The 18,804-nt window shown below is 72.1% G+C and carries 14 protein-coding genes; 6 read left to right on the plus strand and 8 right to left on the minus strand.

Annotated features, from left to right (window positions below):
• Nucleotides 1-31: 31 nt before the first annotated feature.
• From ACSGDB_RS04445 to cpaB, 3 genes are all read left to right on the plus strand, one after another.
• Nucleotides 32-700: a 5-formyltetrahydrofolate cyclo-ligase gene (locus ACSGDB_RS04445; protein WP_434993172.1), complete on the plus strand. Its 669-nt coding sequence runs from the start codon at nucleotides 32-34 to the stop codon at nucleotides 698-700.
• Between the two features lie 86 nt (nucleotides 701-786).
• Complete coding sequence (locus ACSGDB_RS04450; protein ID WP_434993174.1) at nucleotides 787-1,113, plus strand: FmdB family zinc ribbon protein; 327 nt, start codon at nucleotides 787-789, stop codon at nucleotides 1,111-1,113.
• Nucleotides 1,114-1,194: 81 nt separating this feature from the next.
• On the plus strand, nucleotides 1,195-1,887 hold the full coding sequence (gene cpaB, locus ACSGDB_RS04455; protein ID WP_434993175.1) for a Flp pilus assembly protein CpaB: 693 nt from the start codon (nucleotides 1,195-1,197) through the stop codon (nucleotides 1,885-1,887).
• An 8-nt stretch (nucleotides 1,888-1,895) separates the two neighbouring features.
• Here the strand turns inward: cpaB and ACSGDB_RS04460 are convergent, their stop codons facing one another.
• The 4 genes from ACSGDB_RS04460 to ACSGDB_RS04475 form a co-directional block, all read right to left on the minus strand.
• Entirely contained in the window at nucleotides 1,896-5,972 is a 4,077-nt protein-coding gene (locus tag ACSGDB_RS04460) for a DUF4011 domain-containing protein (RefSeq protein ID WP_434993176.1), read from the minus strand.
• 93 nt (nucleotides 5,973-6,065) lie between these two features.
• Nucleotides 6,066-7,652 (minus strand): glutamine-hydrolyzing GMP synthase, encoded by a 1,587-nt coding sequence (gene guaA / locus ACSGDB_RS04465; RefSeq protein WP_434993177.1) that lies wholly within the window; start codon nucleotides 7,650-7,652, stop codon nucleotides 6,066-6,068.
• Nucleotides 7,653-7,728: 76 nt separating this feature from the next.
• Entirely contained in the window at nucleotides 7,729-8,217 is a 489-nt protein-coding gene (locus ACSGDB_RS04470; RefSeq protein ID WP_434993178.1) for a DUF3817 domain-containing protein, read from the minus strand.
• Nucleotides 8,210-9,175 (minus strand): SURF1 family protein, encoded by a 966-nt coding sequence (locus ACSGDB_RS04475; protein WP_434993180.1) that lies wholly within the window; start codon nucleotides 9,173-9,175, stop codon nucleotides 8,210-8,212. Before ACSGDB_RS04475 ends, ACSGDB_RS04470 begins: the two co-directional genes overlap by 8 nt.
• 130 nt (nucleotides 9,176-9,305) lie before the next feature.
• Between ACSGDB_RS04475 and ACSGDB_RS04480 the strand changes: the two genes are divergently transcribed.
• Together ACSGDB_RS04480 and ACSGDB_RS04485 are read left to right on the plus strand one after the other, a co-directional pair.
• Nucleotides 9,306-11,027 carry an ABC transporter transmembrane domain-containing protein gene (locus ACSGDB_RS04480; protein ID WP_434993556.1) on the plus strand — a complete coding sequence of 574 codons (1,722 nt, stop codon included), beginning with the start codon at nucleotides 9,306-9,308 and terminating at the stop codon, nucleotides 11,025-11,027.
• Entirely contained in the window at nucleotides 11,020-12,765 is a 1,746-nt protein-coding gene (locus ACSGDB_RS04485; protein ID WP_434993181.1) for an ABC transporter ATP-binding protein, read from the plus strand. Before ACSGDB_RS04480 ends, ACSGDB_RS04485 begins: the two co-directional genes overlap by 8 nt.
• Before the next feature lie 74 nt (nucleotides 12,766-12,839).
• Here the strand turns inward: ACSGDB_RS04485 and ACSGDB_RS04490 are convergent, their stop codons facing one another.
• Together ACSGDB_RS04490 and ACSGDB_RS04495 are read right to left on the minus strand one after the other, a co-directional pair.
• Nucleotides 12,840-13,331 carry a PTS sugar transporter subunit IIA gene (locus ACSGDB_RS04490; RefSeq protein WP_104120197.1) on the minus strand — a complete coding sequence of 164 codons (492 nt, stop codon included), beginning with the start codon at nucleotides 13,329-13,331 and terminating at the stop codon, nucleotides 12,840-12,842.
• Between the two features lie 17 nt (nucleotides 13,332-13,348).
• A complete protein-coding gene (locus tag ACSGDB_RS04495) occupies nucleotides 13,349-14,488 on the minus strand; it encodes a GuaB3 family IMP dehydrogenase-related protein (RefSeq protein ID WP_434993183.1) in 1,140 nt (379 codons plus the stop codon).
• A gap of 280 nt (nucleotides 14,489-14,768) precedes the next feature.
• On the opposite strand from ACSGDB_RS04495, the gene ACSGDB_RS04500 reads away from it, so the two are divergent.
• A complete protein-coding gene (locus ACSGDB_RS04500; protein ID WP_434993185.1) occupies nucleotides 14,769-15,152 on the plus strand; it encodes a hypothetical protein in 384 nt (127 codons plus the stop codon).
• Between the two features lie 200 nt (nucleotides 15,153-15,352).
• On the opposite strand, the gene ACSGDB_RS04505 is transcribed toward ACSGDB_RS04500, so the two are convergent.
• Both ACSGDB_RS04505 and guaB read right to left on the minus strand, forming a co-directional pair.
• Nucleotides 15,353-17,182, minus strand: a complete 1,830-nt coding sequence (locus ACSGDB_RS04505; RefSeq protein WP_434993187.1) for an ABC transporter ATP-binding protein — start codon at nucleotides 17,180-17,182, stop codon at nucleotides 15,353-15,355.
• Between the two features lie 36 nt (nucleotides 17,183-17,218).
• Nucleotides 17,219-18,745 carry an IMP dehydrogenase gene (gene guaB, locus ACSGDB_RS04510; protein ID WP_434993188.1) on the minus strand — a complete coding sequence of 509 codons (1,527 nt, stop codon included), beginning with the start codon at nucleotides 18,743-18,745 and terminating at the stop codon, nucleotides 17,219-17,221.
• Between the last annotated feature and the right edge of the window lie 59 nt (nucleotides 18,746-18,804).

The raw sequence follows: 18,804 nt of genomic DNA on the forward strand, positions 1-18,804 counted from the left end.
CCTTTTCCCGGGAGCTCGGCACAATGGTCGGATGAACTCCTTTCCCCGTGATAACGAGCCCGCTGCGGAGGCCGCTGCGGTCAAGGCCGGGTTGCGCCGATCGCTCCGCCGGGCCCGCGCCGCGCTGGATCCGGCCGACCGGCGGGACCAGGCGGCAGGACTCGCCCGCGCCGCGACGCAGTACCTCGAGAGGACCACGGACCCGGCGGGCGCAGCATCGCGGCCCACGGTCGCCGCCTATCTGGGGGTCGACCCCGAGCCGGACACCGTGCCGCTGCTCGGAGAGCTGCACCGCCTCGGCTTCGGGGTCGCCGTCCCCGTCTGCGAGCCCGGGTACCGGCTGTCCTGGACCGCCTGGGCTCCCGGGATCCCGCTCGAGCGCTCCGTGCGCGCCCCGGTGTTCGAGCCCGTCGGCCCCCGGCGGGTGTTCGAGGAGCTGGCGAACGTGACCCTCATCCTCGTCCCCGCTCTCGCCGTGGACCGTTCCGGCCACCGGATCGGGCAGGGCGGCGGCTACTACGACCGCTTCCTGGCGCGGCATCCGCTCGGGGACCACGCCGTGCCCCGGCTGGGCGCCGTCTACCGCTCCGAGGTCCTGCCCGCGGGCGCCGTTCCGGCCGAGGCCTACGACCAGCCGCTCCAGGGTGTCTTCACGGCCGACGGCCTGCTGGACGTCGGGGCACTCCACCCTCCGGTGTAGACTGGCACTCGACTCCGGAGAGTGCCAACAGCCTGAGCTGGGAGCACGCAGGCCGGGGACCACGAAGCCTGTCCAGGAGGATCTCCATGCCCATGTACGCCTATGCCTGCAAGGACTGCGGCCACACCTTCGACGCCCAGCAGTCCTTCACCGACGACTCACTGACCGTCTGCCCCGCCTGCGACGGCGCGCTGCGGAAGAAGTTCAACAGCGTGGGCGTGGTCTTCAAGGGCTCGGGGTTCTACCGCAACGACTCCCGCGCCACGACGTCGAGCACGGACGCCGGCTCCGCCTCCGGCTGGACGTCGCCGTCGTCGGGATCCTCGAACACTCCCGGCACGACCGGCGCACCGGCGAAGGCCCCCTCCTCGCCCGCCCCGGCCGCCGCGGGCGCGGACCGCGCCGCGTCCTGACCGGCCCCGGCGCCGCCGGATGATGTCCACATAGCGCCGGTCCGGCCGCCCGGGCGGGACACCCGCGCCTAGGGTCGGCACATGCAGACCGTCCGACGCCCCCGGGGCGCATCCCTCCCCCATCGGCCCCGGTACCTGTTCCGCCGTCGGCTCCACCGGACGCTGTACCGCCGCAGGAGGCTGGTCGGCTGCCTCCTCCTGTGTGCCGCCGCGGGCGTGGCCGTCGAGGCGTTCGTGGGCGACGAGTACCCGACGACGGCGGTCGTAAGTGCGGCCCGGGACCTCGCCGTGGGAACGGTCCTGACGGAGGCCGATGTGTCGGTCGTCCGGGTCCCCGACCAGGCCGTCGCCGCCGGCACGCTCCGCCGTGCCGACGAGGTGGTGGGACGGCGGCTGGCCGCTCCCCTGCCGCAGGGTTTTCCGTTCTCCCCGTCCGCCTTCGTCGGCGACGGCCTGCTCATCGGGATGGCGCAGGGCACGGTCGCTGTCCCGCTCCGTCCCGCCGACGCCGCCACCGTCCAGCTCCTGGCACCCGGTCAGCGGGTGGACGTGGTCCTCAGCACCGGCAACGGATTCGACGTCCCCGGGGACTCGACGGTCCTCGCCCGGTCCGTTGCCGTCCTGTGGACCGCGCCCGACGCCGGCGGCACCTGGCCCGGCGCGGAGGACGACGGCGGGCTCGTCGTCGTCGCGGCACGCCCCGAGGAGGCCGCGATGCTCGCGGGCGCCTCCAGTGCCGGGGACGTCCACCTCCTCCTCACGAGCGGCTCGTGAGCCGCCGCTCACCCCCAGTGCGGAGGGCGCTGCTCCCTGAGCCACGCGTCGTGGTCGTCCGGGGTGTCGCCCCACGAGCGCGGGTCGTCCTCCCCCGCGGTCACCGGAACGGCCGGCGCCGCGTCCTTCGGGGCGTCCTGGCCCGCGGGAACGCCGCGGCCCCGCTGCTGGTGGTCGTGGCTCATCCTGTCCGCGTCCTTCCGTGGGGTCGGCCGGTCGGCCTGCTCGCGGGGCGGGAGCCCGATGAGCGCTGACGCGCGCTCCGCGCAGCCGTCCGGGTCCGTGAAGACCTCGATCGTCCACAGCGGCATGTACCGCCACCCCATCCGTTCGAGGATCTGGGGGCGGAGCCTGCTGCGTTCACGCACGGACATGGACTTGTAGCGGCCCGTGCCGTCCGATTCGATCGCCAGGGGGGCCGGGCGCTCGTCCTGCGCCGCGGCGGCTCTCCCGTCGGCGATCCCGTCAACGCGGACGTCCGCGGGCCGCACGGCGACGATGTCGAGGACATCCGCGTAGTGGTCCCACACCTCGGCGCCGCGGTGCCGCAGCCGGTCCACGAGGTCCGCGACGAGCGGGTCCTCGTTGCCTCCCGGCAGGGGACGGCCGGGGCCGCTGTCGCCGCCGAGCTCGCGCTGGAGCAGCTCGAAGAAGTCCAGCGCACCGGCGGTGAGGCGGTCCGGGTCGAGGTCGGAGGGCTGGAAGCACGTCAGCACGTGCTGCAGGCGTCGCGCTCGCGTCATCGCCATCACGAAGTTGCGGCGTCCGTCCGGCGCCGACAGCGGTCCGAAGGAGTGCAGGGCACGGCCGTGGGGCGTCCGGCCGTAGCCGAGCGAGAAGATGATGTCGTCGCGGACCAGGCCTCCTGCGCGTTCCACCGGCACGACCCGGAAGGACTCCCGGCCGGGCGTGAAGAACCCGGCGGCCCAGGGGTACTCGGCCATCTGCAGGCGGATGGCCTCCCCCACGCGGGCGGCGTGCCGGGCACTCGCGGTGACGACGGCGAGGGACGAGCCCGGGCGACGGCGGATGTGGTCGAAGACGAGTTCGACCACACGCTTGACCTCGACGTCCACGCTCTCCACGCCGTCGTGCTCGGAGCTCGGCATCCCCGTGCCGTTCGGCAGGTATTCCACCACGAGTCCGCGGCCCTCCCCGGCGACCTCGGAGGCCTGCGGCAGGCGCGTGAGCTTGCCGTCGTAGAACGATTCGCTCAGGTAGGTGCCCAGGCCGCGGTCCACGCCGCGGTACACCTCGGTCAGTCCGCGCACGGGGAGCACCGGACGCAGCGCGTCGAAGGCGCTGGGCAGGGGTTCGAGGGCCGAGGCCCGGTCGGCGGACTGCACCTCGATGCTGAAGCGGGTGGGTGCGGCCAGGCGGTCGTCGCCGAAGATCACGGTCTGCGAGGACCGCGCCAGGCACGGCACGGCACTCTGCAGGGACATCGACTCGCCGTCGAGGAGGACGGCGGTGTCGAACCGGTGGTTCGCAGGGACGGTGCCGCGGATGGTCAGCGGGCTCACGGCCCAGATGGGCAGGAGCGCCGCCACGAGGTCGCGGTGGAGGGCGGCGAAGACCTCCAGGGTGAGCGTGCCGTCCTTCAGCTCCCGACGCAGCGTTGCGGCGTCCTCGGGGTGGTTCTCGACCGCGGCCCGCCAGCGCTCGGCCAGGATCCAGCGGACCCGGGCGGATCCGGACGCGATGTGCGCGTTGTCGGCGAGCCGGTACTCCGCCTCGAGCCTGCGGAGGCTCGCGCCGTCGGACATCGCGAGATAGTCGTCCCCGCTGATCATGGCCTCGAGGGCGGACTGCCACCAGGCGAGTTCGAGCTCGGCACCCACGCGGTCGGCGGCGACCTCCCGGGCCGCGAGATCGGTGAGCAGCTCCGCGAGGCCCTGCTCGCGCATCTCGTCGAGGAGCAGCGTGCGCTCGGGCAGCGTCTCCAGCGTGTCCTTGTCCGCGGCGAGGTCACGCAGCAGCGCCTCGAGGCCGTCCAGGGCCAGCCCGGCGAGGTCGGGGTGCCCCGCCGTGGGACGGAGGATGGTGGTGAGCTCAGCGAGTCGCCCCTCGACCGCCCGGTAGGACGCATGGATCTCGGCCAGCCCGGTCGGGACCGAGGGGTGCCGTTCGGTGAGGGCGTACCGCGTCCACAGCGTGCGCTGCTGCTGGACCTCGAGCAGCGAACTGTGGAGGTCGGAGATGTGGACGCCGGGGCGGATGTACTCCTTGGCCACGCGCCGCAGCCGGGAGCGCGTCATCGAGCTCATCTCGATGCCGCGTTCCTTCCGCCAGGCCGACGACGCCGTGGCGGAGATCAGGTCCGTCACCGGCCGGTCGAAGATGTCCGGCGTGAACTTGTCGAGGCTGCCCCGCACGGCGACGAGCAGCTCGAGCTGCTCCCCCCACTCCCCGAACGTCTCGCCGAGCGTGATGTGCGAGTGCTCCGCGACGCGCTGCACCTCGCCGCGCAGCGCCGGGATCCCGGTGGCGAGCTCCTCGGCGAGGCCGTGCGCGTGCTCGGTCTCCTTCCGGTTGAGCAGCTGAGCCCCGTACCAGGGGCTCTCGGTCGAGGCCTTGCTGAAGCTGCCCAGCTCGGCGGCCCGCTGGAGGCGCTCCGTGAGCTCCCTGCGGTCGGCGATGGAGTCCAGGACGCTGCGCTTGAGGCGCACCGTGGTGGAGGGTGCCGGGTCGAGCGCGGTGAGCCCGGCCAGGGACTGCATCGCCTGGTAGGGCGAGCACCTCCAGCGGCTGCGGACGTCGTGCAGGCTGCGCACGTGCTCGATGAGCTGGTGCCGGTGCTCGATCAGCGTGGAGTGCAGTGTGCCGAGGGACGGCTCGGCCGCCTTCTCGTTCCGCACGAGGGCGCGGATGACGGCCTCGCGCAGCTGGGCGGGACCGGTCTGGCTGCCGAGCTGGAGCACCAGGGAGCCGAGGTCCAGGCCGTCGAGGTCCTGGACGAATTCGTTGAGCGTGCCGCGTCGCTCGGCGGCGATGACCACGCAGCGGCCTGCGGCGGCGGCGCGGGCCGCGACGTTGAGCGCCGTCTGGGTCTGGCCGGTCCCGGGCGGGGAGGCCACGACGACGCTGACGCCGGCGGAGGCGAGGTCGAGGACCTCCTGCTGGGCGCGGTCCGCGTCGAGGATGAGGAGCTCGTCCTGGGGATCGCGCTCGTCGGGCGCGGGGAACGAGAGTCCGTCCGCCGCCGCCGTGAGCGCGGCAGCCGCCTCCTCGTCACCCCGCGCGGAGGCCAGGAGCGCGGCGAGTACGGGGTGCTCCGGGCGCAGGGCGGGGTCGCCCGTCACCCCGGCGAGGTCCGCGAAGGTCGACACGAGGATGCGGTGCTCGATGGACATGCCGCGCACACCCTCGCTGAGCGCGCGCATACGCTCGAGGACCGGATGCGGATCGAACCGGGCGGTCCCGTAGGCGAGGCGCACGATGCCTGCCGGGTCCACCCGGAGGCCCTGCTGGTCCCGCAGGTGGCGGACCAGCGCCGGGTTCATGCGGGCCTGCTCGGTGATCTGGAGCTCGTAGTCGTCCTGCGACGCGTGGACGGTCAGGGACACGGCGGTCAGGAGCACGGGCGCATTGAGGGTCTGCGACCGTCCGGAGTCGTCCACGGAGCGCCACGACGCCGTGCCGGCGGCGAGGTAGCCGACGTCGATCCCGCGTTCGGTCCCGAGTTCGAAGATCTTCGCCCGGAGGGCGCGGGCGGCAGCCTTGGCCGCACTGTACTGCACCGGGTCGCGCAGGAGGGTGGACAGCCTCGTCCGGCGTCCCGCGAGGAGCTGGGCGAGGCCCGAGGGGTGCGCGTGGGTCAGGTCGATGCTGGTGCCGGCGGAGGGCCGGAAGTGGAGCAGGGTGTCCCCGCTGGCCTGCGAGCCGAGCCCCTCGAGCCAGGGCTCGAGGAAGTCCCCGGCGGCCGGGGCCCCGGGCTGCGACACCGGCTGCTGCTCCGGGGCGGGGTCGGGCCTGCCCTGCTCCTGCTGCTGCGCGGGCACTCCTGCCGCGTCCTGCTGGTCCTGCTCAGGCACGACCGCCTTCTTCCCTGCATTGTCACGTGCTGATCTCGACCAGATGGGCATGTCTTCCAAGCTATCCGAAAAGCGTCCGGACCCCGCGGATAGCAACGCGGCCGGGGCGGACCGGAGTGGGTGTATGCCCGCCCCGGAGTCCGCCTACTCCCATTCGATGGTTCCCGGCGGCTTGCTCGTCACATCGAGCACCACGCGGTTGACGCCGTCCACCTCGTTGGTGATGCGGTTGGAGATCCGCGCGAGCAGGTCGTACGGCAGGCGCGACCAGTCCGCGGTCATGGCGTCCTCGCTCGAGACCGGGCGCAGGACGATGGGGTGCCCGTAGGTGCGGCCGTCCCCCTGCACCCCGACGCTGCGGACGTCCGCCAGCAGGACCACGGGCATCTGCCAGACCTCGTTGTCGAGGCCGGCCGCGGTGAGCTCGGCGCGAGCGATGGCGTCCGCGGTGCGCAGCAGCTCGAGCCGCTCCTCGGTGACCTCCCCGACGATCCGGATACCCAGCCCCGGGCCGGGGAACGGCTGGCGTCCCACGATCTCCGCCGGCAGGCCGAGCTGGGCGCCGACGGCGCGCACCTCGTCCTTGAAGAGGGCCCGGAGGGGCTCGACGAGCTCGAACTGCAGGTCCTCGGGAAGTCCGCCCACGTTGTGGTGGCTCTTGATGTTCGAGGCGCCCTCGCCGCCGCCGGATTCGACGACGTCGGGGTAGAGCGTGCCCTGGACGAGGAAGCGGATGGATTCGCCGTCCGCCTCGGCCTCCCGCATGATGGCCCGTTCCGCCTCCTCGAAGGCGCGGATGAACTCGCGGCCGATGATCTTGCGCTTGGTCTCCGGGTCCGAGACACCGGCCAGCGCGTCGAGGAACCGGCGCTGCTCGTTGGCGACGTACAGCTTGACGCCGGTGGCCGCCACGAAGTCGCGCTCCACCTGCTCGGCCTCGCCCTCGCGCAGCAGCCCGTGGTCGACGAACACGCAGGTCAGCTGGTCGCCCACGGCACGCTGCACGAGCGCGGCGGCCACGGCGGAGTCCACCCCGCCGGAGAGCCCGCAGATGACGCGGGCGTCGCCGACCTGCTCGCGGATGCGCTGCACCTGCTCCTCGACGATGTCGCCCGTGGTCCAGTTGGGGGCCAGACGGGCGCCCCGGAAGAGGAAGTTCTCGAGAACGGCCTGGCCGTGCTGGGAGTGCTTGACCTCGGGGTGCCACTGCACGCCGTAGAGGCCCTTCTCCTCGTTCGCGAAGGCCGCGACGGGCGCGCCGGCCGTGCTGGCGAGGACGTCGAAGCCCTCGGGGGCGGACTGCACGCTGTCACCGTGGCTCATCCAGGCGTTCTGGTGCTCCGGTGTCCCGTCGAGGATCGAGCGGGCGGCGCCTTCGGAGCGCACGTCGGTGGAGCCGTACTCCCGCAGGCCTGTCCTGGCGACCGTTCCGCCGAGGACGTTCGCCATCGCCTGGAAGCCGTAGCAGATGCCGAGCACCGGAACGCCGGCCTCGAACAGGTCGGCCTCGACCCGGGGCGCACCCTCGGCATAGACGCTCGACGGTCCGCCGGAGAGGATGATCGCCGCGGGGTTCTTCGCGAGGATCTCCCGGGTGCTCAGGGTGTGCGGCACGATCTCGGAGTAGACGTCGGCCTCGCGGACGCGGCGCGCGATCAGCTGGGCGTACTGCGCGCCGTAGTCCACGACGAGGACAGGTCGGTGTTCGGAGCCGTTCTCGGGGGTAGTCACCCGTCAACAATAGTCTGCGCACGCCGACGGGGCAGCATCAGGGGGCCTCTGTGAAGCTGTCGGGCCGGCCGGGCGCTCAGTAGCGGGGCGCGGCCTCGGGGTGGGCCGCGAGGTCCTCCTCCACCTGCCGGTGGATCCGCTTCTCGACGACGAACGACAGCAGCGGCACCACGCCGCCGAGGGCGATGAGGACGAAGCGGCCGAAGGGCCAGCGCATGATCTGCCAGAGGCGGAAGTCGGCGATGAGGTAGACCACGTACAGCCAGCCGTGGACGATCAGCACCGTGGTCGAGAGGTTCAGCCCCCCTGCCGTCGCCGCGACGGTCTCCGGCAGGAACTGCAGGGGCGCCCCGCCGCCGGCGACGATCTCCGTCCCGTAGCCGTACTTGGCGACCATCTCCACGACGACGAGCAGGAGCATGACGCCCGTCGCGTACGCGAGGACCTTGTAGAACGTCAGTGCGGAGCGGATCTGCGCATGCGTGCCGCCGAACCGCCGCTTCGGCCTGCCCGCGGCGGGCGTCCGGCCGGTTCCGGCGGTCGGGTCGAGAGCTGGCTCAGTCACGGTGCATTCCACCTTCGGTGTCGGGTCTCATCTCGGAGCGTGCTGCGGGCCGAGGGGCGGGTCCGGGACCGGACACGGGCCGGGCCCCGGCGGCGGGCCGGGCATCGGCGGAGGGTGCGGATGCGTCTGCGGTGTCGGACCCGGCATCGGCGGCAGCCCCGGGACCGGCGGCGGCCTCCTCCGCGGCGTCGGCGGCGTCCTCGAGCGAGCGCCGGTGGTCGTCGGCGACGAGTCGCCACCACAGGAAGAAGGCGAAGCCCGCGAAGACGAACCACTCGATCGCATAGAAGATGTTGAGCCAGTTGATGGGCGTCTCCTGCGGCTGCGGACCGACGACCACCGGCTCCATCCCGGCGGCGAAGGGCACGTCCGCACCCCCGGCGGTCACCGTCGTCGCCACCACGAAGGCCGCGTAGGCGCGCACGTCCCACCGGTTCGCGAGCTCGGCCGTGGACAGCGAGGGCACCTGACCCTCCACGGGCCGCTGCACGAGGGGCGCCTCGGGCGGCAGGAGGCGCCCGACGACGGCGGCCTCGCCCTCCTGTTCGGGGAGTGCGGCGACGGCCTCCGCCGCGGGCACCCAGCCGAGCACGATCGGGAGAACGGCCGCCTGCGCCGCACCGTCCGCCGGCGCCTCCGGGGCGTCGACGGCGAAGGCCTGGATCACCCACAGGCCTTCCTCGCCGTCGCGCAGGCGGTCCTGGACGAGGGTGCGGGTGCCCGTCAGGAACTCGCCCCCGAACGAGACCATCTGGTCGGCGTCGGAGGCGTACAGGGGTGTGAGGGGCTGGAGGACGTCGGTCAGCGGCCGGACCTCCTCGGTGGTGCTCGGTGCCGGCGGCGGGGCCTGCCGCGAGGAGTCGAACTGCCACTGGCTGAGGAGCACGAAGACCGAGGCGATCGCCATCGCAAGGACCAGCAGAAGGATCCATCGAGGCTTGAGCGCGGTCTTCAACACCCCTTAACGGTACTTCGTGACTCTGTAGAACAACGAATGGCGTCCGCGCCGGAGGCCGTCGGACGGGGGCGGCAAAACCGATTGGGAAAGCTCTATCACTTGGCCGGGAAACGGTCTACGCTTGGTCCTCGTGCGCTCCTACCCCTATCCCCTGACCGGCCCCCCGGATCTGCGCTCGCCCGCGCGCTACCTGCTGTGGCTCGCGGGCCGCCAGAAGGCGACGCTGGCCGCCGGGATCCTCCTCGGCACCATCTGGATGGCGTCGCAGGCCGTCATGCCCTTCGTGCTCGGCCGGGCCATCGACGACGGCGTGATCGGCGCGGACTACCCGGCCCTGCTCCGGTGGGCCGGAGTCCTGCTCGGCCTCATGGTGGTCCAGGCGGTCTCCGACACCGCGACGCACCGTGCGGGGGTCAGCAACTGGATGCAGGCCGCCTTCCGTTCCGTCCGCCTGGTGGGCCACACGATCAGCCGGACCGGCGACGCCCTGCCCTCGGCACTGTCCACCGGGGAGGTCGTCTCGACGGCGGCCTCCGACGCCTTCCGCCTCGGCGAGGTCTACGAGGTCCTGACGCGCCTCGCCGGTGCGGCTGCGGCGTGGCTCGTGGTGACGGTCCTCATCTGGCAGACCTCGCCCGTGCTCGGCGTCGCGGTGCTCGCGGGCGTCCCCGTGTGCTGCGGGCTGCTCCTGTTCGTGGTGCGCCCCCTGCAGGCGCGGCAGCGCGAGCAGCGCGAGGCCGCGGGGAGGATGACGGCGGTCGGCGCGGACACCGTGGCCGGGCTGCGCGTGCTGCGCGGCATCGGCGGCGAGCACATCTTCGTGGACCGGTACCGGACGCGGTCCGCGGAGACCCGCGACTCGGGGATCCGGGTGGCGCATTCCCTCGCCGACCTCGAGGCGTCGCAGGTCTTCATCGCGGGAGGCTTCAGCGTGGTCTTCACGTGGGTCGGTGCGTCCCTGGTCCTCGCCGGAGACATCACGCCCGGCGAGCTCGTGGCGCTGTACGGCTTCTCGATCTTCCTCATGACCCCCATCAGGGCGGCGGCCGATTCCGTGGCGCGCTTCATCCGCGCACACGTGGGTGCCCGCAAGATCCTGGCCGTGCTCGCGGTCGATGCGAGGGTCACCGACAGCACGGCGCCCGTCCCGGCCCCGCCGTCGGGCTCCGCCCTCGTCGACGAGCGCTCGGGCATCGTCGTCGAGCCCGGCCTGCTGACCGCCGTCGTCTCGAAGGACCCGGCGGAGGCGACGGATGCCGTCACGCGCCTCGGCCGCTTCGAGGACGCCGTCCTCGAGGAGGCGGGCGTCCGGTGGGGCACCGCCGACCTGCTGCAGGTGCCGCTCGCTGCCATCCGCGAGCGCATCGTGGTCAGCGAGGCGAGCCCGCAGCTCTTCAGCGGGCCGCTGCGCAGGCAGCTCGACCCGCACGGCAGGCACGACGACGACGCGATCCTCGCGGCCCTCGACGCCGCCAGCGCCCTCGACATCCTGGAGGGCCTTAACGGCGGCCTGGACCACGCCGTGACCGAGCGGGGCCGGGGCTTCTCGGGCGGCCAGCGGCAGCGGCTCGTCCTGGCCCGGGCGTACCTGACCGGGGCGGAGAACCTCGTCCTGGTGGAGCCGACGAGCGCCGTCGACGCCCACACCGAGCAGCGCATCAGCGCCCGGCTGGCCGGGGTGCGCCGCCGGGACGGCAGGACGACGGTCGTGGTCACCGCGAGTCCGCTCCTGCTGCGGGCCGTGGACCGCGTGGTCTTCCTCGAGAACGGCCGCGTCGCCGCGCAGGGCAGGCATCAGGACCTCATGACCAGCACCCCCGCCTATCGAGATGTGGTGATCCGCAGTGAGTAGCACGACCACGCTTCCCGTCGCCGCGCCGAGGACGGTCCGCGACGAAGCAGCACGCCTCATCCGCCACCATCGGCGCGGTCTCGGGGCGGTGATCGCCCTGTACGTCGGCTCGGCCGTCGCGGGGCTCGCCGGCCCCCTGCTGCTCGGGGTGCTCATCGACGCCGTCGCCGCGGGCACGACGCCCGGGTTCGTGGCGACCGTGTCCCTCGGGATGCTCGCGTTCCTCGCGGTGCAGTCCGTGCTGCGCCGGTACGCCGTCCGCTCCGGCATGGTGTTCGGCGAGCGCGTGTTCGCGGAGCTGCGCGAGGACTTCATGGCGGACGTCACGGCGCTGCCCCTCTCCACCGTGGAGAAGGCGGGCACCGGCGACCTCGTGGCCCGCACCACCAACGACATCGACGCCGTGTCCCACACGGTGCGTTTCGGCGTGCCGCAGGTCGTCGTCTCGGTGGTGACCATCGTCCTGACGCTCGGCGCCGCCGTCGTCACCTCCCCCGTGCTGTCCCTGGCCCTCCTCGTGGGACTGCCGCTGCTCTGGCCCGTCACGCGCTGGTATCTCCGGCGGAGCGCCGGCGGGTACATGCGCGAACGCGAGACCTACGCCGTCGTGAACGGGACCATCACCGAGACCATCGAGGGCGCCCGCACCGTGGACGCGCTCGGTCTCGGGGGGCTGCGCCGCGCGGACCTCGACGACGCCCTCGGCGCGAGCTACCGGGCGGAGCGCTACACGCTCTGGCTGCGCTCCGTCCTGTTCCCCGCGGCGGACATCGCGTTCTGGCTGCCCGCCGCCGCCGTCCTCCTGTGGGGCGGGTGGCTCGCCGGTGAGGGCCTGGTCACCCCGGGCGCCGTGGCCGCCGTGGCCCTGTTCGCGGTGCGGCTGATCGACCCGGTGGACCTGCTCATCATGTGGACCGACGAGATTCAGGTGGGCGCCGCGTCGCTGGCCCGGATCGTGGGCATCAAGGGTGTCGCGCCGGACCGGGAGGCGACGACGGCGGAACCGGCGAACGACGACATCACCGTCGCGGCCGCCACGTACGCGTACCGTCCCGGGCACAACGTGCTGCACGGGGTGGATCTCACGCTCGTGCGGGGCGAGCGCCTCGCCGTCGTCGGGCCCTCGGGAGCGGGCAAGTCGACGCTGGGGCGCCTGATCGCCGGGATCCACCCGCCGACGTCGGGCTCCGTGACGGTGGGCGGCGTACCGCTCGTGGACCGGCCGCTCGACGACCTGCGCCGCGAGGTGGCCCTCGTGACGCAGGAGCACCACGTGTTCGTCGGCTCCGTCTCCGACAACGTGCGTCTCGGACGGGCGGACGCGCGCGACGGCGAGATCGAGGACGCCCTGCGCAGCGTCGGGGCGCTCGACTGGGTGAAGCAGCTGCCCGAGGGCATGGACACGGAGGTCGGCTCGGGCGCGTACGAGCTGACCCCGGCGCGGGCGCAGGAGCTCGCGCTGGCGCGGCTGGTCCTCGCCGACCCGCACACCCTGGTGCTGGACGAGGCGACGTCCCTGATCGATCCGCAGGCCGCACGGGACCTCGAGCGGTCGCTCAACGCGGTGCTCGAGGGACGGACCGTGGTCGCCATCGCGCACCGGCTGCACACCGCGCACGACGCCGACCGCGTCGCCGTCGTCGAGGACGGGCGGATCGCCGAGCTCGGCTCGCACGAGGAGCTGCTCGCGCTCGACGGCGCGTACGCGTCCCTGTGGCACTCGTGGCGGAGCGAATAGCCGGCCCGGCCGACGGCGGTCCTCGGCGCCGGTGACCTCGGGGCCAGTGATCCTCGGGGGCCGGCCGTCGGACGCTAGTGGTCGAAGAACACCAGGGAGGAGTTGATCAGTTCGGCGATCACCTCGGCGTCGTGCGCGCGGCGCAGCGACTCGCGGAAGTTCTCCTTGAAGAGGCTGCGGGCGATCGTCGCGAGGACCTCGAGGTGCTCCGAGAAGGACTGCGCGGGCGTGGCCATGAGGAGCACGAGGGTGGCCGGCCCGTCCACGGCGCCGAAGTCGAGGCTGTGCCCGAAGCGCGTCACCCCGACGGCGATGGAGGTCTGGTTGACGTATTCGCTGCGGGCGTGCGGCAGGCCGACGCCGCCGGGCAGACCCGTCGCCATCTGGTGCTCGCGGGAATTGACCTGATCGAGGAAGGCCTGGAGGTCCGAGATCCGGCCCGCCTCGTACAGCCGGCCTGCGAGCTGGGCCGCGGCCTCCTCCTTGGAGGCCGCCTCCATCTCCAGGATCACGAGATCCGGGGTGGTGAGATCGGCGTCGTGCAGATCGAGCGGCTTCTCGCTCACGGGGTGCCTTTCGGTGTTCAGTCGACCGAGACGTACGGCGAGAGGACGACTTCCACCCGCTGGAATTCCTTGAGGTCCGAGTACCCGGTGGTGGCCATCGCCCGTCGCAGCGCACCGATCAGGTTGGAGGTGCCGTCCGTGTGGTGCGAGGGACCCCAGAGCACTTCCTGCAGCGGCCCGACGGTGCCGATGTTGACCCTGTCGCCGCGCGGCAGTTCCGGGTGGTGCGCCTCCTGACCCCAGTGCCATCCTTGGCCGGGTGCCTCCTCGGCGCGGGCGAGCGCGGAGCCGAGCATGACGGCGTCGGCGCCCATGGCGATGGCCTTGACGATGTCGCCGCTGGCGCCCATGCCGCCGTCGGCGATGACGTGGACGTAGCGCCCCCCGGACTCGTCCAGGTAGTCGCGGCGCGCGCCGGCGACGTCGGCGATGGCGGAGGCGAGCGGCGAGTGGATGCCGAGCGCGCGGCGCGTCGTCGTCGTCGCACCACCCCCGAAGCCCACCAGCACGCCGGCCGCGCCGGTGCGCATCAGGTGCAGCGCCGGGGTGTAGCCGGCGGCGCCGCCGACGATCACGGGGACGTCGAGTTCGTAGATGAACTTCTTGAGGTCGAGGGGTTCCTCGTTCTTGGACACGTGCTCGGCGGAGACCGTGGTGCCGCGGATGACGAAGATGTCCACACCGGCCGCGAGGACGGTCTTGTAGAACTGCTGGGTGCGCTGCGGGGTGAGCGACCCCGCGACCGTCACACCGGCCTCGCGGATCTCGGCGAGGCGGCTCGTGATGAGCTCGGCCTGGATCGGGGCGTCGTAGATCTCCTGCATGCGGCGGGTGGCGGCCGGGCTGAAGTTCTCGCTGCTCAGCGCAGCGATCTCGTCGAGGACCGGCTGCGGGTCCTCGTAGCGGGTCCAGAGGCCCTCCAGGTTGAGCACGCCGAGTCCGCCGAGCCGGCCCATCGCGATGGCGGTGGCGGGCGACATCACCGAGTCCATGGGGGCTGCGACGACCGGCATCTCGAACTGGTAGGCGTCGATCTGCCAGTTCACGGAGACGTCGAGCGGATCGCGGGTGCGGCGGGAGGGCACCACCGCCACGTCGTCCAGCGAATATGCCCTGCGTCCGCGCTTGCTTCGGCCGATCTCGATCTCGTAAGTCACTGCTCTAGGTTAGCCCAGCACGTCCTCCCGGCAGGTGTCGCGTCCCCTGGCGGGGCCGGTCGGCGTCGGGCGTTCCACCGCAGACCCGGGGCGTTCCACCGCAGACCCGGGCAGCGGTGCATTCCCGATGGAACGCCGCACCGGGTCAGGGCACCCGCCGCGGCGGCCCCGGCAACCGACACGTCCGCCGCTGCAGAGGCCACCCGTCCGCGCGGTCGGGCGGAAATACGCGGGCACATTATTCTGGACAGGGAGAAAGACATCGAGGAAGGACGCCAGTATGCCGTTCCGCAGCAAGAAGACGCTCGAGACCTGGGTCGACGAATTCCGGACGACCAGGGAGGGCGGCGCGCTCGTCTCCGTCGTGGTGCAGGACGGTGCGGGCGGCGCGGACACGGGGCTCGTGATCGTCCCGCTCAGGAACGACGGCACCGAGATCTACATGCAGCCCGTCGCGGTGGGAGACCCCCGGTGGTCCATCTCCTTCGGCGCGCGCAGCGAGGAATCCGAACTGACCGCTGCGGAACTGCACGGTCTTGCCGCGGAACTCCTGGTGGCGGCATCCCTCTGCCAGTTCCTGCAGGAGAAGTCGCTGGATCATGAGGAGGATCCGGACGAGCACGACGACCACGAACAGGCCGAGGCGCAGAACATTTCCGGGTGAGGCCGGGACGGGCGCCGTCGGGCGCTCCGGCCCGCACCCCGACCGGCGCCGCAGAGCCCGCACCGAACGAGGCCGCACCGCGACAGACCCGGTGCATCGGCACCGTCCCGGGGGAACGCCGCACCGGGTCAGGGCACCCGCCGCGGCGGCCCTCCCGACGAAGGCGTCGGACGGACCCCGATCGGGTGCAGCCCCGCGGGTCAGGCGCCCGGCAGCTGGCTCTCGAACATCCTGAAGTACCGGCCCCGCAACGCCACGAGTTCCCGGTGCGTCCCGGACTCCACGACCTCCCCGTCCTCCAGCATGTACACGACGTCGGCCTTCTCGATGGTCGCCAGCCGGTGGCTGATCGCGATGATCGTGCGTGAGCGGTCGGCGAAGAGGCGCGTGAAGATCCGATGCTCCGCGAGCGCGTCGATGGCCGACGTCGGCTCGTCCAGGACGATGAACGGGGCGTCCCGGTAGAAGTTCCGGGCCATGGCGAGCCGCTGCCACTGGCCACCCGAGAGCCCGCTGCCCTTCCGGCCGCGGGGGTCCTCCATCCAGTTGCTGACGTAGTTCCCGAAGCCGTTCGGCATCTTCTCGACGAACTCGACCGCCTCGGCGTCATGCGCAGCCCGGCGCACCCTCGCGTCGTCGCGCGGCTGGTGGACGTCGCCGAAGTAGATGTTGTTCTCCGCCGTCGCGAACTCGTACCGCAGGAAGTCCTGCGACATGACGGCCAGGTGCCGGTGCCAGTCGTCGACGCGGATGTCCCGCAGGTCCCGGCCGTCGAGCAGCACCGCCCCCCGACTGGGGCGGTACAGCCCCGCGAGGACCCGGATCAGCGTCGACTTTCCCGCCCCGTTCTCCCCCACGATGGCCACGTGGGTACCCCGCTCGAAGGTCATCGAGATGCCCTTGAGGACCTCCGCGTCCCCGCCGGCATAGGTGAAACGGATGTCGCGGAGCTCGACGGCGGACGGCGCGTCCGCCAGGCGTCCTGTCGCGGCGGTGGACAGTGGGAAGTCCATGAACTGCTCGTAGTCCTTGAGGTTCGCGAGGTCCTCGTCGATCGAACTCAGCGAGGACACCAGGCTGTTGGCCGTGCTGAGGGCGCGGCTGACGATCTGCTGCACGTAGAGGAACTGGCCCACCGGCTGCGCCCGCGCTATGATCTGCCCCACGATCCACACGAGGGCGAGCAGCTCCGCGCCGTACTGCAGCGCGTCCGCCAGGAGCTGCTTGGGGATGTAGCGCTTCTGGAAGTCCAGGCGCCGCTTCTCGTCGGCGTCCCTGAGGGTGGAGCGCAGGTCCATGAGGTACCGGACGATGCCGTAGAGGCGCATCTCGGCGATGTGCTGCGGCTTCATGAGGTTCGCCTCGATCATGCGCCTCTGGCGGCGGGAGTCCACCTGCGTGTTCCAGTGCGCCATCTGCTCGCGTGCCAGCCGGAACTGCAGGTAGACGCTCGGGATGATCGCGAGCAGCACGATCAGGGCGACCCACCAGCTGACCAGGAGCAGCGCGCCGATCGCGAGGACAACCGAGACCAGCTGCGTGAAGATGGCGGCGATGCGGTCGAGCACGCGCGCGTAGGAGTCGGAGAACCGGCGGGCGCGGTCGTAGAGGTCGATCGTCTCCTTGTCGTCGTACCGCCAGAACTCCAGGGCGAGGAACCGCTCGTACATGCGGTCGCCCACGATCGCGCCGACCCGGAAGCTCAGCACCTGCTGGATGTACCGGTCGACGCTCGTGAACGCGCCCCACAGCAGGCCGAGGACGGCGGTGATGATCACGTAGACGACGGCGGACCGCCCGGCGGCCGGGTCCCCCGCGTAGGCCGCGGCCAGCGCCGTCGTCGTCAGCGACGCGTAGTAGGTGGTGACGAGCGGCAGGACCGCGGAGATGAAGGACCCGGCGACCTTCATCGCGACGGCGCCGGGCGACGCCTTCGCACTGACCACGAGGACCTGCCCGACGGCGCGGGCGTAGGGGCCGAGCCGCAGCCTCCGACGGGCGGCGGCCTGGGACTGCGCCGGGCTGCTCACGCGGACCCTCCCGCCCGGAGGGCCACGCGCGGTGCCCTACTTGGAGCCGTAGTTCGGTGCCTCGACCGTCATCTGGATGTCGTGCGGGTGGGATTCCTTCAGGCCGGCGGCCGTGATGCGCACGAACTTGCCCTTGGCCTTCAGCTCGGGGATGGTCCGGGCGCCGGTGTAGAACATGGTCTGGCGCAGCCCGCCGACCAGCTGGTACGCCACGGACGCGAGCGGCCCGCGGTACGCCACCCGACCCTCGATGCCCTCCGGGATCAGCTTGTCGTCGCCGACCACGTCCGCCTGGAAATAGCGGTCCTTCGAGTAGGAGGTGTTCTTGCCGCGCGTCTGCATGGCGCCCAGCGAGCCCATGCCGCGGTACGTCTTGAACTGCTTGCCGTTGACGAAGACGAGTTCGCCGGGCGACTCCGCGGAACCGGCCAGGAGCGAGCCGAGCATCACGGTGTCGGCGCCCGCCACGATGGCCTTGCCGATGTCACCGGAGTACTGGAGTCCGCCGTCGGCGATCACGGGCACACCGGCGGGGATCGCCGCCTTCGCCGATTCGTAGATGGCCGTGACCTGCGGGACGCCGACGCCGGCGACGACGCGGGTCGTGCAGATGGAGCCCGGGCCCACGCCCACCTTGATGCCGTCGGCACCGGCGTCGATCAGGGCCTGCGCACCCTCGCGGGTGGCGGCCTGCCCGCCGATGATGTCCACGTGCGCCAGGGACTTCTCCGCCTTCAGGCGCGCGATCATCTCGAGGACGCCCGCGCTGTGCCCGTTGGCGGTGTCGACGAACAGGGCGTCGACACCGGCGTCGACGAGGGCCATGGCGCGCTCCCAGCCGTCGCCGAAGAACCCGATGGCGGCGCCGACGCGGAGCCGGCCGTCGTCGTCCTTCGTGGACAGCGGGTACTGCTCCGCCTTCGTGAAGTCCTTCACGGTGATGAGCCCGCGCAGGACCCCCTCGTCGTCGACGAGCGGGAGTTTCTCGATCTTGTTCGTCGCGAGGAGGTTGATGGCCTCGTCGCCGCTGATCCCCACCGATCCGGTCACGAGGGGCATCTTCGTCATGACGTCCCGGACGAGCGTGCGCGGGAAGTCGCGCTCGAGGACGAAGCGCGTGTCCCGGTTGGTGACGATCCCCAGCAGGCGGCCGGCCTCGTCGACGACGGGCAGGCCGGAGACGCGGTAGTGCCCGCAGAGCTCGTCGAGCTCCTGCAGCGTGGCGTCCGGGCCGATGGTCAGCGGCTTGGTGATCATGCCGGACTCGCTGCGCTTCACGCGGTCCACCTGGTCCGCCTGGTCCGAGATGGACAGGTTGCGGTGGATGACGCCGAGCCCGCCCTGGCGCGCCATGGCGATGGCCATCCGGGCCTCCGTCACGGTGTCCATCGCGGAGGAGAGCAGCGGCGTCTTCACCGTGATACGCCGGGAGATGCGCGACGACGTATCCGCCTCCGAGGGGATGACGTCGGTGTGGCCGGGGAGCAGGAGCACGTCGTCGTACGTCAGGCCGATGAATCCGAAGGGGTCGTGGGTCTCGTTCTGGCCGGACTGCTGGGTCACTGCTGCGCCTCTTTCGGTGTCGCCCGATGGGGTGGGATCTGGGCTCTGGAGCGGCGGCT

The organism is Arthrobacter sp. Ld5, from assembly GCF_051172775.1.
GTDB lineage: Bacteria > Actinomycetota > Actinomycetes > Actinomycetales > Micrococcaceae > Arthrobacter_D.

Coding starts and splice junctions, on each gene's coding strand:
- ACSGDB_RS04445 (WP_434993172.1), top strand. CDS start 32: ATGAACTCCTTTCCCCGTGATAACGAGCCCGCTGCGGAGGCCGCTGCG.
- ACSGDB_RS04460 (WP_434993176.1), bottom strand. CDS start 5,972: ATGCCCATCTGGTCGAGATCAGCACGTGACAATGCAGGGAAGAAGGCG.
- cpaB (WP_434993175.1), top strand. CDS start 1,195: ATGCAGACCGTCCGACGCCCCCGGGGCGCATCCCTCCCCCATCGGCCC.
- ACSGDB_RS04500 (WP_434993185.1), top strand. CDS start 14,769: ATGCCGTTCCGCAGCAAGAAGACGCTCGAGACCTGGGTCGACGAATTC.
- ACSGDB_RS04450 (WP_434993174.1), top strand. CDS start 787: ATGCCCATGTACGCCTATGCCTGCAAGGACTGCGGCCACACCTTCGAC.